This is a genomic window from Streptomyces sp. NPDC058371, assembly GCF_042723265.1.
Classification (GTDB): domain Bacteria; phylum Actinomycetota; class Actinomycetes; order Streptomycetales; family Streptomycetaceae; genus Streptomyces.
The window spans coordinates 18,103-34,288 of record NZ_JBHXJC010000011.1 but is presented as its reverse complement, the minus strand read 5'-3'; the positions used below and the strand labels follow the sequence as shown (position 1 = coordinate 34,288).

The following is a 16,186-nucleotide window of genomic DNA, read 5'->3' as shown; positions in this document are numbered from 1 at the left end:
GTTGACTGTCGTCACCAACACGATACGCTCCCAGTGCGAGCCCACCACGACAAGGGGGCGAACGGCCATGGACCCCAGGGACCCCACGGACACCGCCGACGCCGTACGGCCATCGGTCTCGGCGCACGTCGACACCTTCGCGCGCGACCATCTCCCGCCCCCCGAGCAGTGGCCGGAGCTCCGCTTCGAGCTGCCCGAGCTGCGCTACCCCGAGCGGCTGAACTGTGCCGTCGAGCTGCTGGACCGGACGGTGGAGCGGTTCGGTGCGGAGCGCCCGGTGTTCCGTACGCCGTCCGGGGACATGTGGACGTACGGCCAGCTGCTCGCCCGTGTCGACCGGATCGCGCATGTGCTGAGCGCGGAACTGGGCGTCGTACCCGGCAACCGCGTGCTGCTGCGCGGGCCCACCACCCCGTGGCTGGCCGCGTGCTGGCTGGCGGTGCTGAAGACGGGCGCGGTCGCCGTCACCGTACTGGCCCAGCAGCGGCCGCACGAGCTGACCACCATGTGCGGCATCGCCCGGGTGACGCATGCGCTGTGCGACATCCGGTCCGTGGACGACCTGGTGAAGGCCGAGATCCCCGGACTGCGGGTGACGACGTACGGCGGGGACGCACCCGACGACCTGCTGCTGCGGATCACGGGCGCGCCCGACGAGCCCTACCCGGCCGCGGCCACCGCCTCCGACGACATCGCACTGATCGCGTTCACGTCCGGCACCACCGGCCGCCCCAAGGGGTGCCTGCACTTCCATCGCGATGTGCTGGCGACAGCGGACACCTTCTCGAAGCATGTGCTGCGGCCGCACCGGGACGACGTCTTCACCGGCAGCCCCCCGCTGGGCTTCACCTTCGGCCTCGGCGGGCTCGTCGTCTTCCCGATGCGGGCCGGCGCCAGCTCCCTGCTCCTCGAACAGGCCGGCCCCAGGCAGCTGTTGCCCGCGATCGCGGAGCACCGGGTGTCGGTCCTGTTCACCGCGCCGACCGCGTACCGGGCGATGCTCGACGAGCTGGACTCGTACGACGTCTCGTCCCTGCGGCGCTGTGTCTCGGCGGGCGAGAACCTGCCGGCGGCCACCTGGCGGGCCTGGCACGAGCGCACCGGGCTGCGGATCATCAACGGCATCGGCGCGACCGAGTTGTTGCACATCTTCATCTCCGCGGCCGACGAGGCCGTCCGGCCCGGTACGACGGGTGTGCCCGTGCCGGGGTGGCACGCGCGCGTGGTGGACGAGTCCGGTGAGCCCGTGCCCGACGGCGAGCCGGGGCTGCTCGCGGTGCGCGGCCCGGTCGGCTGCCGCTACCTCGCCGACCCGCGGCAACAGGAGTACGTGCGCGGCGGCTGGAACATCACCGGTGACACCTATGTGCGGGACCCCGACGGCTACTTCAGCTATGTCGCCCGCGCCGACGACATGATCATCTCGGCCGGCTACAACATCGCCGGGCCGGAGGTGGAGGACGCGCTGCTGCGCCATCCCGACGTGGTGGAGACGGCCGTCGTGGGGCGCACCGACGCGGCGCGCGGTCAGGTGGTGGTGGCGTACGCCGTACTGCGGGCGGGCGCGCACCGGGACGCGGAGGAGCTGCGCGTCTTCCTCAAGTCGGAACTGGCGCCGTACAAATGCCCGCGCGAGATCGTCTTTCTGGACGCGCTGCCGCGCACGGCGACCGGGAAGCTCCAGCGGTTCCGGCTGCGGGCCGATGCCGAGCGGGGCCCCGCGGAGGGCGGGCGCGCATCCGTGGCAGGCCCCCGCCCGGCGGCGGACGGCGGCGGTGCTCCCGGAGCCGGCCCTTCCCCAGCCGGTGCTCCCGCAGCCGACCCTTCCGCGGCCGGCCCTCGCGCGGCCCCGCCCGGCGGTCCCGTACCCGTGGAAGGTAAGCCGGAATGATCTACGGCCTCTAGAGTGATCAACGTGTCCGAGCAGCACGCCCCCCGGTCCCTCATCGTCACTTTCTACGGCGCGTACGGCCGCCATGCGCCCGGCCCGGTGCCGGTGGCCGAGCTGATCCGGCTCCTCGCCGCGGTCGGCGTCGACGCCCCCTCCGTACGGTCCTCGGTCTCGCGGCTCAAACGGCGCGGGCTGCTCGCGCCGGAGCGCACACCGGCGGGCGCGGCCGGATACGCGCTGTCGCCCGACGCGCGCCAACTGCTCGACGACGGCGACCGGCGCGTGTACGCGGCGGTGCCCCCGCGGAACGAGGGGTGGGTGCTCGCGGTCTTCTCCGTCCCGGAGTCGGAACGGCAGAAACGGCACGTGCTGCGCTCCCGGCTGGCCGGCCTCGGCTTCGGGACGGCGGCCCCGGGCGTGTGGATCGCGCCGGCCCGCCTCTACGAGGAGACGCGGCACACCCTGGAACGGCTGCGGCTCGACCCGTACGTGGACCTGTTCCGCGGCGAGCACCTGGGATTCGCGGCGACCGCCGAGGCGGTCGCGCGCTGGTGGGACCTGGCCGCGATCGCCAAGGAGCACGAGGCGTTCCTGGACCGCCACGCGCGCGTGCTGCACGACTGGGAGGGGCGCGCGGACACCCCGCCCGAGGAGGCGTATCGCGACTATCTGCTCGCCCTGGACTCCTGGCGTCATCTGCCGTACACCGATCCCGGGCTGCCCGCCGAGTTGCTGCCCCAGGACTGGCCGGGCGTCCGCTCGGCCGCCGTCTTCGGTGCGCTGCACGAGCGACTGCGGGACGCGGGGGCGGAGTTCGCGGGCGTGCGCCGGGCTGCCTGAGCGGCGGCCGGTCCGTCGCTGCCCGGATGCGCGGGGCACCCCGGGAACGTGGTCCGGCGCGGCCCGACCGAGCCACGCCGGACACCCCGGGAACGCGGACGCGCACCCCGTCCGACAGGCCCCGAGCCCCCCGGAACCGTGCCCTCGGTAACAATCCGGCGCGCTAAGGGAACCCTCAGGTTCCTCCGTCTCTCCTCTCAGACTTCTTACCTAGCGTCGGGGCGCATGACTCTCCTGCGCAGTCTGAACCGGGCGCTCACCGCCACCACGGGCCTCCAGGTGCGCCGGGCCGCGCCGCCCGGACAGAAGGTCTCGGCGGCCAGACCGGCGAGGCGGCCCACGCCGGTGTACCGATGTCCGGCCCCCGAGGAGCTCGCCACGGACCGGTTGCTGCGGCAGCCGGTCTTCATCATGTCTCCGGTGCGTTCCGGTTCGACCCTGCTGCGCATGCTGCTCAACGCCCACTCACGGCTGCACTCCCCGCACGAGTTGCACATCCGCCGTCTGGAGGTCGACTACGGGAGCAAGCTCTCGCAGCGCGCGATGAGCGCCCTCGACCTGGAGCGCGGCGACCTGGAACACCTGCTGTGGGACCGGGTCATGCACCGCGAACTGACGCGCTCGGGCAAGGACTTCATCGTCGAGAAGACACCCAGCAACGCGTTCGTCCACGAACGCATCAGAGACTGCTGGCCCGATGCCCGCTTCGTCTTCCTGCTGCGCCACCCCGTCTCCATCGCGCAGTCGTGGCACGAGGGCGACCCGGACAAGCGCACCTACGCCGAGGCGGCCGCCGACGCGCTGCGCTACATGACGGCCGTCGACACCGCGCGCGAGGCCATCACCGGCGGCCACACCGTGCGCTACGAGGACATCACCGCCGCCCCCGAGAAGGAACTGCGCGGGCTCTGCGCCTTCCTGGACCTGGACTTCGAGCCGGCCATGCTCGACTACGGCACCCGCGATGCCAGCCGGCTGGTCAAGGGCCTCGGTGACTGGCGGGACAAGATCCGCAGCGGCAGCGTGCAGTCCGGGCGCGCGCTGCCCGCCGAGGAGGAGATACCCCCGCTGCTGCGGCCGATGTGCCGGGCCTGGGGCTACAGCTCGTGAAGCCGCACGCCGAGATAGCGGAGGTCTGGCCGCGCGACGGCTACATACGTCTCGTCGGACACCTCCACGGACGGCCCGTGCGTGACACGGACGACTGGCGGCTGCTGCTCGTGCGCCGGGCCCGCACCGACCAGCGTCTGCGGTACAAGGTGCGGCTGGCGGGCGACCGGTTCGAGAGCGAGCTGCCCGTCGCCGACCTGTCGACCGACGGCCAGGCCGAGGTCGAGGAGTGGGACATCCATCTCACCGACGGCGAGGCGCAGTTGCGCGCCGGACGACAGCTCGACGACATCCGCGACAAGAAGAAGATCATGGTGTTTCCGGAACAGTGTGTGGACGGCCTGCGGGTCCGCCCGTACTACACGGTCAAGGACAACCTGTCGCTGAAGTGCCGTACAGGGAACGACCTATGACGGGACGTCAGTCACTCCCCCGGGTCCGCTATCTGCTGCTGCACGCCTACGGCCGCGGCGGCACCATCCGTACGGTGATGAACCAGGCCAACTCCCTTGTGGCGGCGGGCTGGCAGGTCGAACTGGTCAGTGCGGTGCGCCGCCGGGACGACGTCCAGTTCCCGCTGGACCCCCGGGTGCGGGTCTCCACCGTCGTCGATCTGCGCGAGGCGGCCCACACCCCGGCCACCGGGCTCGTCGGCCGTTGGCGCGAGTGGCGCCGGGGCCGGCTGCTCGACCGGCCGGCGAGACACGTTCCCCCGGGCGAGTTCGGCTACCGGTACTTCAACCGGTACGTCGAGCAGCGGCTCATCGCGTATCTGCGCACGCTGACCGACGGCGTCCTGGTGACCACGCGGCCCGCGCTCAACTTCCTCGCCGCCGAGCACGCCACCGGCGGGGTGGTCCGGGTCGCGCAGGAGCACATGAACCACGGGACGCACAAACCCGATGTGCGGCGGCGGATCCGGGAGACCTATCCGCGCTTCGACACGGTCGCCGTCCTGACGGAACGCGACCGCGAGGAGTACGCACGACTGCTTCCCGGCACTCGGGTGGTCCGCATCCCCAACGCCGTGCACTCGCTCGACCAGGTGCCCTCCCGCCACCAGTCGAAGATCGCGGTCGCGGCCGGCCGGCTCTTCCCGCAGAAGGGCTTCGACCTGCTGATCCCGGCCTGGGCGAAGCTCGTCGAGACGCACCCCGACTGGCAGTTGCGGATCTACGGCAGCGGCGAGAAGAAGGCCGAGCTGCGTGCCCTCGTCGAGGAGCACCATCTCTACAACCACGTCTTCCTGATGGGCCACACCGACCGCCTCGACGACGAGCTCGCCAAGGCGTCGTTCTATGTGCTGAGTTCGCGCTTCGAGGGGCTGCCGATGGTGATGATCGAGGCGATGAGCCACTCGCTGCCGGTGGTGAGCTTCGACTGTCCGACCGGCCCGGCGGACGTGCTCACGCACGGAGTCGACGGCCTGCTCGTCCCGCCGGAGGACCCGGACGCGCTCGCCGACGCCATGGGACGGCTGATGGCCGACCGGCGACTGCGGGCGGACATGGGCGTCGCGGCGGTCCTGACGGCCTCCTCGTACGGCCCCGACGCCGTGCATCCCCGGTGGGAAGCCCTCTTCCGTGAACTCCACGCACAACGGCGCCCGGGCGGCACCGCGAAAGGACAGCACGCATGACCACCACGTCCAGGGCGCAGGGAGCCACGATCTGGCTCACCGGGCTGCCGAGTGCGGGCAAGACCACGATCGCCCGTGTCCTCGCCGGCCGGCTGAGGTCCGAGGGACACCGTGTCGAGGTCCTCGACGGCGACGAGATCCGCCGGTTCCTCTCCGCCGGTCTCGGCTTCTCCCGCGCGGACCGCCACACGAACGTGCAGCGCATCGGCCTGGTCGCCGAGGTGCTCGCGCGCAACGGGGTGCTGGCCGTGGTGCCCGTCATCGCGCCGTACGCCGACAGCCGCGAGGCGGTGCGCAAGCGCCACGAGGCGAGCGGCACGCCGTATTTCGAAGTGCATGTGGCGACCCCTGTCGAGGTGTGCAGCGAGCGGGACGTGAAGGGCCTGTACGCGCGTCAGGCAGCGGGCATGCTGACCGGGCTCACCGGAGTGGACGACCCGTACGAGCCACCGCTCGACCCCGCGCTCAGCCTGGAGACGCAGCTGCAGACACCCGAGGAGTCGGCGGACTCGGTCCACGCTCTGCTGGCGGCAAAGGGGCTCGCGTGACGGACCTCCCCTGCACCCCAAGACCCATCAAGTCCCCAGCGTGAGCCGGGGTTTGGGGGCGTCGGTGCGGCCGGTCCGCGGGGGCCGGCTGCCCGCACCGTACGGCTTCGGCCAGGCGACGCCCGGCCCGGAGTACCCCTGCTCGGCGGCCGCGTGCAGCGTCCAGTGCGGGTCGTAGAGATGAGGGCGGGCGAGCGCGCACAGGTCCGTACGCCCGGCCAGGATCAGGGAGTTGACGTCGTCCCAGGAGGAGATCGCGCCAACGGCGATCACCGGGATCCCCGTCTCGTTGCGGATCCGGTCGGCGAACGGCGTCTGGTACGAGCGTCCGTAGTCGGGGCGTTCGTCCGCGACGACCTGCCCGGTCGACACGTCGACGGCGTCGGCACCGTGCGCGGCGAACGCGCGGGCGATCTCGACCGCCTCGTCCGCGCCGTTGCCGCCCTCGGCCCAGTCGGTGGCCGAGATCCGTACGGTCATCGGCCGCTCCTTCGGCCACACGGCCCGTACCGCGTCGAAGACTTCGAGCGGGAAGCGCAGCCGGCCGGCGAGTGAGCCGCCGTAGGCGTCGGTCCTGCGGTTGGTGAGCGGCGAGAGGAAGCCGGAGAGCAGATAGCCGTGCGCGCAGTGCAGTTCGAGCAGGTCGAAGCCGCAGTCCGCGGCCCGCCGGGCAGCGGCGGTGAACTGCTCGCGGAGCTCGGCGAGTTGGGCGCGGTCGAGCTCACCGGGTGTCTGGTTGTTCGCCGTGTACGGGATCGGGGAGGCGGCCACCACCGGCCAGTTGCCGTCCTCCAGGGGCTCGTCGATGCCTTCCCACATCAGCTTGGTGGAGCCCTTGCGCCCGGAGTGGCCGAGCTGCACACCGATCGCCGTGCCCGGCGCCTGGGCGTGCACGAAGTCGGTGATCCGCCGCCACGCGTCGGCCTGACCGGAGGTGTAGAGCCCCGCGCAGCCCGGGGTGATGCGGCCCTCGGCGCTGACGCACACCATCTCGGTCATCACCAGCCCGGCGCCGCCCAGCGCCCGCGCGCCGAGGTGCACGAGGTGGAAGTCGCCGGGGACTCCGTCCGCCGCCGAGTACATGTCCATGGGCGAGACGACGACCCGGTTGCGCAGGGTCAGTTCGCGCAGCCGGAAGGGCGTGAACATCGGTGGTGTGCCGGCCGGGCAGCCGAACTCGCGCTCCACGGTCTCGGCGAAGTGCGGGTCGCGCAGCCGCAGGTTGTCGTGCGTGACCCGGCGGCTGCGGGTGAGGAGGTTGAAGGCGAACTGGCGGGCGGGCTGGTCGAGATAGAGCCCGATGTTCTCGAACCACTCCAGGCTGGCGCGGGCGGCCCGCTGCGTGGACGCGACGACCGGCCGCCGCTCCGCCTCGTACGCGAGCAGCGCCTCCTGGAGCGTCGGCTGTTCCTCCAGACAGGCGGCCAGCGCCAGGGCGTCCTCCACCGCCAGCTTCGTACCGGACCCGATGGAGAAGTGCGCGGTGTGGGCGGCGTCGCCGAGGAGCACCAGATTCCCGTGCGACCAGCGGTCGTTGACGACCGTACGGAAGGTGGTCCAGGCGGACCTGTGGGAGCGCAGGGCGCGGCCGCCGAGCGCGTCCGTGAAGATCTTGGCGCAGCGCTCGGCGGACTCCCGCTCGTCCAGCTCGGCGAAGCCCGCCGCCCGCCAGACCTCTTCGCGCATCTCCACGATGACGGTCGACGCGCCGCATTGGTTCGGTGGCCCGGAGGACCTCGTTGAGGGGGTGTGGTCGGGCGACGAGCGGGAGTAGGGGTAGCCGTGCAGTTGCATCACGCCGTGCTCGGTCTCGGCGATCTCGAAGCGGAAGGCGTCGAAGGCGAAGTCGGCGGCGAGCCAGATGTAGCGGCAGCGGTGTTCCTCGACGGACGGTCCGAACGCCTCGGCGTGCGCGCCGCGGGTGAGGCTGCGCACACCGTCGGCGGCCACCACGAGGTCGTACTCCGTGGTCAGCCGGGCGGTCGACGGGGCCTCGGTCCGGAAGCGCAGGTCGACGCCGAGTGAGCGGCAGCGCTCGTGCAGGATCTCCAGGAGCCGGCGCCGGCCGAGTGCGGCGAAGCCGTGGCCGCCGGAGGTGTGGCGCACTCCGCGGTGCACGATGTCGATGTCGTCCCAGCGGACGAACTCCTCGCTCAGCGCCGCGTAGACGACGGGGTCGGCGTGCTCGATCCCGCCGAGGGTCTCGTCGGAGAGGACCACGCCGAAGCCGAAGGTGTCGTCGGGCGCGTTGCGCTCCCAGACGGTGATCTCCCGCTCCGGATCGAGACGCTTGAGCAGCGCGGCGGTGTAGAGCCCGCCGGGTCCGCCGCCGATCACGGCCACACGCAGGGCCACGGTCACCGCCCCCGCCACTTCGGCGGCCGCTTCTCCGTGAACGCCGCATGGAACTCCGCGTAGTCCTCGCCGTTCATGAGCAGCGCCTGGGTGGCGGCGTCCAGCTCCACCGAGGCGGCGAGCGGCATGTCCAGTTCCGCGGTGAGCAGGGCCTTCGTCTGGGCGTATGCGAGCGCCGGGCCTTCCGCGAGTCGGCGGGCCAGCGCCTGGGCGGCCTGGTCGGAGCGGCCCTCGTCGGCAAGTTCGCTGATCAGGCCGATCCGCTCGGCCTCGGGCGCCCGGACGGGTTCGCCGAGCATCAGCAGCCGGGTGGCGTGCCCGAGCCCGACGACCCGGGGCAGCAGATACGCGGCGCCCATGTCGCCGCCGGACAGTCCGACGCGGGTGAAGAGGAAGGCGAACCGGGCCGAGGGGTCGGCGACCCGGAAGTCGGCCGCCAGGGCGAGCACGGCCCCGGCACCCGCGGCCACCCCGTGCACGGCGGCGATCACCGGGAACGGACACTCCCGTACGGCCCGCACGACCTGCCCGGTCATCCGGTTGAAGTCCAGGAGCTGGGCGGTGTCCATCGCCAGGGTCGCGCCGATGATCTCGTCGACGTCACCGCCGGAGCAGAAGCCGCGCCCCTCCCCCGCCAGCACCAGGGCGCGGACGGATTTCTCGCGGGACAGCTCGGCCAGCAGGTCCCGCAGGTCGGCGTAGGCGCCGAAGGTGAGCGCGTTGAGTTTCTCGGGGCGGGCGAGGGTGACCGTCGCGACCCCGTCGCTGACCCGGCACCTCACGTGCTGCCAGTCGGGGGTGCGGGCGGCGGAGCCGGTGAAGGGACTCATGACGTGCGGCCTCCTCGGGCACTGTTCCCCGAATTTATCACTCATCCGTGACTGTCGTCATGAGTGCGCAATAGCCCTGCCCGGAAAGCGACGCTCCCGTCACCGAGTCACGGATCGTCGATAGCCCCGTAACGACCGGATCATCCGTGCGAGGCGGGCCGTTCTCGTGGGTACGACGGCCGGTACCCGGGACGAACGTCCCGGCCGGCGCCCGCCGAGCGCCTCTGTTCCGGAACGCCGTACCATTCCTATGTTGAAAGCAGGACAGCCTGCTGATGAACGGACCCACGTTGCACGAGCCCCCCGCTCCCGCCTCCTGGCGCATCGCGCTGCCGCACACCGCTGCGGCCGTGCCCGTCGCTCGCGCGCTGGTCCGTACGGCGCTGGCCGAGCTGAAGCACGCGGCCGACAGCGACACGGCCGAACTGCTGACGGCGGAGCTGGTCGCGAACGCCGTGGAGCACACCGCGGGGACCGGCCCGATAGAGCTGGTGGTGGAGCTGCTGCCGTCGGGCTGTCAGGTCGAGGTCCACGACCCCGACCCCGCGCCGCCCGGCGACCTCACCGTCCCGCACCTGTTCGGCCCGCCCGACCCCTGGCAGGAGCACGGACGCGGCCTGCTGCTCATCCGCACCCTCAGCTCGTCCTGCGGCCACCGCCCCACCGAGTCCGGCAAGGCGGTCTGGTTCAGACTGCCTGCCGTGCCGCCTCAGCGCCGGTACGTGTAGGTTCCGCAGCGGCTTCCGCATCCGGTGCCGCCGTCGCCGCGAGCCGCGAATGACGGCGCCCGTAGACCACGTAGAGCACGAATCCGGCCAGCAGGAACGCCCCGAACTGGATCCAGGTCGTCCAGCCCGTCTCGTACATCAGGTAGAGACAGAAGCCGACGCCGAGCACCGGTACGACGGGGTAGAGCGGCACCCGGAAGGTACGCGCGAGGGCCGGTTCCCGGCGCCGCAGCGCGATCACCGCGACATTGACCGCGGCCATGGTGGCCAGGGTCCCGATGGTGGTCAGATCGACGACCGCGTCGAGCGGCGCGAAGGCCGCCGGGACCGCGAAGACCACCGCAACGATGAGCGTGCCCGTGACGGGTGTCGAGCTCTTCGGCGAGACCCGCTCGAAGACGCGCGGGACGAGCCCGTCCCGAGCCATCGACATGAGGACGCGGGTCTGCCCGTACATCACCGCGAGGACGACCGAGGCGATGGCGACGACCGCGCCGAACGCGACGATCCCGCCGCCGACGGCGGAGCCGGTGACCTCGTTGACGACATAGGACAGCGCGGCGGGCCGGCCGCCGACCTCTCCCGCGCCGATGGCACCGATCGCGGCGACGGCCACGGCGCAGTACAGCAGGGTGACCACACCGATGCAGATCAGGATCGCGATCGGGATGTTGCGGCGCGGGTTCTTGGCCTCCTCGCCGGCCGTGGTGATCGCGTCGAACCCGATGTACGAGAAGAACGCGGCCGTGGTGCCGGCCCCGATGCCGCCGAGCCCGGCCGGGGAGAACGGCGTGAGGTTGCCGTCCTCGAAAGCGCTGTACCCGATGACGCAGAAGAGCACGAGCACGGCCAGCTTCAGGACGGCCATGGCGGCGGTCGCCCGGGCGCTCTCGCGCACTCCGCGCATCAGGAGGAGCGCGGCCAGTGCGATCACGACGATCGCGGGGAGGTTGACCACGCCGCCGTCGGCCGGTCCCGAGGAGAGTGCGGCGGGCAGGTGCACGCCGATGAGGCTGCCGAGCAGCTCGTTCACGTACTGGCTCCAGCCGACCGCGACGGCCGACACGGAGACGCCGTACTCCAGGAGCAGACACCAGCCGACGAGGAAGGCCGTGCCCTCGCCGAGGCCCGCGTAGGCGAAGGAGTACGAGGATCCGGAGACCGGGATCGCGCCGCCGAGCTCGGCGAAGGAGAACGCGGTGAAGACACAGGTGATCGCGGCGAGGGCGAAGGAGACCACGACGGCGGGGCCGGCCTGGGCGACCGAGTCGGAGAGGCCGACGAAGATGCCGGTGCCGACGATCGCGCCGACGCCGAAGCAGACGAGCTGGAACAGGCCCATGGTGCGCTTGAGGCCATGGCCTTCGAGGTCCGCGCCGGATTCGGCGATCAGGAGCTCGGAGGACTTGAGTCGAGGACTCCGTGGAGCGGGCATGCGGGTGGTGCTCATTTCCGGTGGTGCGGGGCGCGACGAGAGGGTGTCCTCCCGCCCGGGCGGAGCCGAGCGCTGGGGAGGGTCGCGTGACGGGCCGCGGAAGGGGTGGTTCCGGGCCCGCCGAGGATCGTACGGGAGAACGGGCGGGGGGCGTGACCGCAGCTCGGGGCGGGGATGCCCCCGTCCCACGAGAGGGCCGGTCAGGCCAGCGTCGCGACCAGGACGGCCTTGATGGTGTGCAGCCGGTTCTCGGCCTCGTCGAAGACGACCGAGTACGTCGACTCGAAGACCTCGTCGGTGACCTCGAGCGACTCCAGGCCGTGGCTCTCGTGGATCTCCCGCCCGACCTTCGAGCCCAGGTCGTGGAAGGCCGGCAGACAGTGCAGGAACCTGACGTCCGGGTTGCCGGTGGCCCGCAGCACGTCCATCGTCACGGCGTACGGGGACAGCGCGCCGATGCGCTCGTCCCAGACCTCCTTGGGCTCGCCCATCGAGACCCAGACGTCGGTCGCGACGAAGTCGGCGCCGCGGACGCCGTCGGCGACCTCCTCGGTGAGCGTGACCCGGCCCCCGCTGCGCTCGGCCAGCTCACGGGCCCGGGCGACGATGTCGTCGGCCGGCCAGTACGCCTTCGGGGCGACGATCCTGACGTCCATCCCGAGCAGCGCGCCGGTGATCAGATACGAGTTGCCCATGTTGAAGCGGGCGTCGCCGAGGTAGGCGAGGCCGATCGAACCGAGCGGCTTGTCGCTGTGCTCGGTCATCGTGAGCACGTCGGCGAGCATCTGGGTGGGGTGCCAGTCGTCGGTCAGCCCGTTGTAGACGGGCACCCCGGCGAATGCGGCGAGTTCCTCGACGCCGGCCTGGCTGTCGCCCCGGTACTCGATCGCGTCGAACATCCGCCCGAGTACGCGCGCGGTGTCCTTCACGGACTCCTTGTGGCCTATCTGCGAACCGGACGGGTCGAGATACGTGGTCGACGCGCCCTGGTCCGCGGCGGCGACCTCGAACGCGCAGCGGGTCCGCGTCGAGGTCTTCTCGAAGATCAGCGCGATGTTCCGCCCCCGCAGGTACTGCGTCTCGGACCCCGCCTTCTTGGCCGCCTTCAGCTCCGCGGCCAGCTCGATCAGACCGCGGAACTCCTCGGCGGTGAAGTCCAGCTCCTTGAGGAAGTGGCGGCCGGCGAGGGCGGTCGGGACTGTCGCCATGAGGGCGCTCCAGGGTGACGAAAGACGGGGGGACCCTTGGAATTCTATACGACGCTCAACATTTCTATACGAAGACCTCTGCCGGCCCTGTACGACCGTACGACCGCACCGGGCGCCCCGCTCCGCACGGGGTCCGCCCGCGCGGTGCCTCCTACACGGCGTCCCGCTGGACGGGGCAGCTCATACATCGGGGCCCGCCCCTCCCCCGGCCCAGCTCACTGCCCGGGATCTCTATGACCTCGATGCCCTGCTTGCGCAGATGGGTGTTGGTGGTCGAGTTCCGCTCGTACGCGACGACGACACCCGGCTCGACCGCGAGGACGTTGCAGCCGTCGTCCCACTGCTCCCGCTCGGCCGCGTGCACGTCCTGCGTGGCGGTCAGCACGCGGATCTCGTTGAGCCCCAGGGCGGCGGCGATCGCGCGGTGCATGTGCTCCGGCGGATGGTCGGTGACCTTCAGCTCCTTGTCCCCCACGCCCGGTTCGATGGTGTACGAGCGGAGCATGCCGAGCCCCGCGTACTGCGTGAAGATGTCGCCGTCGACCATCGTCATCACGGTGTCGAGGTGCATGAAGGCCCGCCGCTTGGGCATGTCGAGCGCCACGATCGTGCGCGCCGAGCCGGCCTCGAACAGCTTGTGCGCGAGCATCTCGACGGCCTGGGGGGTCGTCCGCTCGCTCATGCCGATGAGCACCGCGCCGTTTCCGATGACCAGCACGTCCCCGCCCTCGATGGTGGACGGGTAGTCCGCCTGACCTTCCGACCAGAGGTGGAAGGTCTCGTCGCGGAAGAGCGGGTGGTGGCGGTAGATCGCCTCGAAGTGCACGGTCTCCCGCTGACGGGCGGGCCAGCGCATGGCGTTGATGGAGACACCGTCGTAGATCCACGCGGAGGTGTCCCGGGTGAAGAGGTGGTTGGGCAGCGGACCGAGCAGGAAGTCGTCGAGGTCCATGACGTGGAAGCGCACGGACGTCGGCTCCAGGTGCGCGTCCAGGAACTCCCGCTTGGTCATGCCGCCGACCAGCGCGGCGGCCAGCTCGGGGGCGGACATGGTCTCGAAGGCGTCGCGGAGGTGGTCGGTGGCGAGCGGTCCGTACTCCTTCTCGTCGAACACCCGGTCAAGGACGAGCGATCTGGCCGCCGGGATCTCCAGGGCCTCGGTGAGCAGGTCGCCGAAGAGATGGACGGCGACACCGCGGTCGCGCAGGACGTCCGCGAAACCGTCGTGCTCCGCGCGCGCCCGGCGCACCCACAGCACGTCGTCGAAGAGGAGAGCGTCCTTGTTGCTGGGCGTGAGCCTTTTGAGCTCTAGGTCCGGCCGGTGCAGGATGACGCGGCGCAGCCGCCCGGCCTCGGAGTCGACATGGAATCCCATGTCTCCATCCTGACCATCGGGACGCCCGTTCACCCGCTGATCGGCGGGACCGGCCCGCGCGGATCCGCCCGGCGCGCACCCGTCGATCGCCGCCCCGGCCCCGACAACCGATCTCGTCCTCTTGACGATAACGAGGTCGAACGATTATCGTCGCACTGACGACAATGAGCGAGGGGCCGCTGAGTCCGCTCAGTGGCAAGGGGGTTGTTCCATGGCCGACATCACCAGGCGTTTCGGCTGGCGCCATCTGCGCGGTGCGCCGACCGCCCATGTACGGCACCACCGGTCGGGCCGGCTGCTGCACGACGGACCGGGGCTCAGCTTCTGGTACCGCGCGCTGAGCGCCGCACTCTCCGAAGTCCCGGTCGACGACCGCGAACTGGCCATGACGTTCCACGCCCGCACCTCCGACTTCCAGGACGTGTCGGTGCAGGCGACCGTCACCTACCGGATCAGCGACACCGCTCTCGCGGCCGGCCGTCTCGACTTCTCCATCGACCCCGACACCGGCGTCTGGCGCGGGGCACCCCTCGAACAGCTCGGGACCCTGCTGACCGAGACGGCCCAGCAGCACGCGCTGGACGTGCTGGCCCGGACGTCGCTCGCGGCGGCCCTGGTGGACGGGGTCGCGGCGGTGCGCGAACGGATCGCGGGCGGACTCGCGGCGGAGCCACGACTGCCGGCGACGGGCATCGAGGTGGTCGCCGCCCGCGTGGTGGCACTGCGCCCCGAGCCCGAGGTGGAGCGGGCGCTGCGCACCCCGGCGCGGGAGCAGATCCAGCAGGACGCGGACAAGGCGACGTACGAGCGGCGTGCCGTGGCCGTCGAGCGGGAACGCGCGATCGCCGAGAACGAACTCGCCAGCCAGATCGAACTCGCCCGGCGCGAGGAGCAGTTGGTCGACCAGCGCGGTACGAACGCGCGCCGCGAGGCGGAGGAGCATGCCGCAGCGGACGCGGTGCGGGCCGGCGCCGAGGCAGCGCGGACGGTCCGGCTCGCCGACGCCGAGGCGGCCCGTACCGTCCGGCTCGCCGGGGCCGAGGCGCAGGCCGCACGGGAGGTCGGCGAGGCGCGGGCCGCGGCCCAGGACGCCTGGCTGCGGGTGCACGCCGAGGTGCCGGTGGGCACGTTGAACGCCCTGACGGGCACCCGGCTCGCGGAGAACCTGCCGCGGATCGGAAGCGTCACGGTCTCGCCCGACGTCCTGACCGGGCTGCTCGCCCAACTGGGCGCGGGAACCGTCGAATCGACACTCGACTGCCCCTCGGGGAGGGAGTCCGCGTGAGTCTCGCGCCCCGGGTCGTGCTGGTCCACCGCACCACGGAGTACGAGGAGTTGGTGGCCCGGCACGGCACGCACGGCCAGGCGGCGTTCTTCCTGTCCTCCCGGGGACGGGACATCGAGGAGGTCGCGGAGCGCTCCCGCAGGACCCGGCGGGCGCTCTCCGACATCGCCTCCGCGGTGCCCCTGACCTGGCGTCAGGCCCGGGTCGAACGCGGTGACTTGGACCGTTTCCTCTTCGCCCCCGAGGACGTGGTGGTCGTCGTGGGGCAGGACGGTCTGGTCGCCAACGTGGCGAAGTACCTGGCCGGACAGCCCGTGGTCGGCATCGACACCGACCCGGGCCGCAATCCCGGCGTGCTGGTACGCCATCGGGCCGGCGACGCGGGCGCGTTGATCGCCTCCGCGGTGGCCCGGGGCGGGCAGGCCGACGAACTCACCATGGTCGAGGCGGTCGCGGACGACACCCAGCGGCTGCTCGCGCTCAACGAGATCTACCTGGGGGCGGCGGGGCACCAGACGGCCCGATACCGGCTGGGGCTCGACGACGACAGGGGTGTCGTCGAGCCCCAAGCCTCCTCCGGGGTCCTCGTGGGCACGGGGACCGGGGCGAGCGGGTGGCTCCGGTCGGTGTGGCAGGAGCGGGGCGGGCCGTTCCCCCTGCCGGGGCCCACCGAGGACCGGCTGCTGTGGTTCGTCCGCGAGGCCTGGCCGTCGCCGGCCACCGGCACCTCGCTCGTCGGCGGCGGCCTCACCCGCACCGGCCACCTCCGGCTCACCGTCGAGTCCGACCGCCTCATCGCCTTCGGCGACGGGATGGAAAAGGACGCGGTGGAACTGGTGTGGGGACAGACGGTACGGGTGGGGGTGGCGGAGGTCCGACTGCGGTTGGTGGGGTGAGGGGCGCGGCAGCCCCTCACCCCCTCCGCGGTCCGCCCGGCCCCCA

General features: G+C 71.8%; 14 protein-coding genes. 9 read left to right on the top strand and 5 right to left on the bottom strand.

All coding sequences use genetic code 11. From position 1 onward, the window contains the following. Positions 1–67: 67 nt before the first annotated feature. From ACFWM2_RS27725 to cysC, 6 genes are all read left to right on the top strand, one after another. A complete protein-coding gene (locus ACFWM2_RS27725; protein WP_383285474.1) occupies positions 68–1,891 on the top strand; it encodes an AMP-binding protein in 1,824 nt (607 codons plus the stop codon). 15 nt (positions 1,892–1,906) lie between these two features. Next, positions 1,907–2,731 (top strand): PaaX family transcriptional regulator C-terminal domain-containing protein, encoded by an 825-nt coding sequence (locus ACFWM2_RS27720; RefSeq protein WP_383285472.1) that lies wholly within the window; start codon positions 1,907–1,909, stop codon positions 2,729–2,731. A 225-nt stretch (positions 2,732–2,956) separates the two neighbouring features. Next, a complete protein-coding gene (locus ACFWM2_RS27715; protein ID WP_383285469.1) occupies positions 2,957–3,841 on the top strand; it encodes a sulfotransferase family protein in 885 nt (294 codons plus the stop codon). Beyond that, positions 3,838–4,254 (top strand): hypothetical protein, encoded by a 417-nt coding sequence (locus ACFWM2_RS27710; protein ID WP_383285466.1) that lies wholly within the window; start codon positions 3,838–3,840, stop codon positions 4,252–4,254. The genes ACFWM2_RS27715 and ACFWM2_RS27710 overlap by 4 nt, the downstream gene beginning before the upstream one ends. Continuing rightward, a complete protein-coding gene (locus ACFWM2_RS27705) occupies positions 4,251–5,480 on the top strand; it encodes a glycosyltransferase family 4 protein (protein ID WP_383285463.1) in 1,230 nt (409 codons plus the stop codon). The genes ACFWM2_RS27710 and ACFWM2_RS27705 overlap by 4 nt, the downstream gene beginning before the upstream one ends. Next, positions 5,477–6,028 carry an adenylyl-sulfate kinase gene (cysC, locus tag ACFWM2_RS27700; RefSeq protein ID WP_383285460.1) on the top strand — a complete coding sequence of 184 codons (552 nt, stop codon included), beginning with the start codon at positions 5,477–5,479 and terminating at the stop codon, positions 6,026–6,028. Before ACFWM2_RS27705 ends, cysC begins: the two co-directional genes overlap by 4 nt. Positions 6,029–6,055: 27 nt before the next feature. Here the strand turns inward: cysC and ACFWM2_RS27695 are convergent, their stop codons facing one another. Further along, positions 6,056–8,401, bottom strand: coding sequence for a bifunctional salicylyl-CoA 5-hydroxylase/oxidoreductase (locus ACFWM2_RS27695; RefSeq protein WP_383285457.1), 2,346 nt, complete (start codon positions 8,399–8,401; stop codon positions 6,056–6,058). Then, the gene (locus ACFWM2_RS27690) at positions 8,386–9,213 is read right to left on the bottom strand and encodes an enoyl-CoA hydratase family protein (RefSeq protein WP_383285454.1); all 828 of its coding nucleotides are present in this window, start codon (positions 9,211–9,213) and stop codon (positions 8,386–8,388) included. Before ACFWM2_RS27690 ends, ACFWM2_RS27695 begins: the two co-directional genes overlap by 16 nt. Before the next feature lie 275 nt (positions 9,214–9,488). Between ACFWM2_RS27690 and ACFWM2_RS27685 the strand changes: the two genes are divergently transcribed. Continuing rightward, a complete protein-coding gene (locus ACFWM2_RS27685) occupies positions 9,489–9,941 on the top strand; it encodes an ATP-binding protein (protein ID WP_383285451.1) in 453 nt (150 codons plus the stop codon). Here the strand turns inward: ACFWM2_RS27685 and ACFWM2_RS27680 are convergent. The 3 genes from ACFWM2_RS27680 to ACFWM2_RS27670 form a co-directional block, all read right to left on the bottom strand. Further along, the gene (locus tag ACFWM2_RS27680) at positions 9,901–11,376 is read right to left on the bottom strand and encodes an amino acid permease (protein WP_383285448.1); all 1,476 of its coding nucleotides are present in this window, start codon (positions 11,374–11,376) and stop codon (positions 9,901–9,903) included. The two genes, ACFWM2_RS27685 and ACFWM2_RS27680, sit on opposite strands and share 41 nt — an antisense overlap. A 200-nt stretch (positions 11,377–11,576) precedes the next feature. After that, a complete protein-coding gene (gene argF / locus ACFWM2_RS27675; RefSeq protein WP_383285445.1) occupies positions 11,577–12,584 on the bottom strand; it encodes an ornithine carbamoyltransferase in 1,008 nt (335 codons plus the stop codon). A 151-nt stretch (positions 12,585–12,735) separates the two neighbouring features. Then, positions 12,736–13,959: an arginine deiminase gene (locus ACFWM2_RS27670; protein ID WP_383285442.1), complete on the bottom strand. Its 1,224-nt coding sequence runs from the start codon at positions 13,957–13,959 to the stop codon at positions 12,736–12,738. Between the two features lie 211 nt (positions 13,960–14,170). Between ACFWM2_RS27670 and ACFWM2_RS27665 the strand changes: the two genes are divergently transcribed. Beyond that, a complete protein-coding gene (locus tag ACFWM2_RS27665) occupies positions 14,171–15,244 on the top strand; it encodes an SPFH domain-containing protein (RefSeq protein WP_383285439.1) in 1,074 nt (357 codons plus the stop codon). Then, the gene (locus ACFWM2_RS27660; RefSeq protein ID WP_383285436.1) at positions 15,241–16,140 is read left to right on the top strand and encodes a hypothetical protein; all 900 of its coding nucleotides are present in this window, start codon (positions 15,241–15,243) and stop codon (positions 16,138–16,140) included. Before ACFWM2_RS27665 ends, ACFWM2_RS27660 begins: the two co-directional genes overlap by 4 nt. Positions 16,141–16,186: the final 46 nt, after the last annotated feature.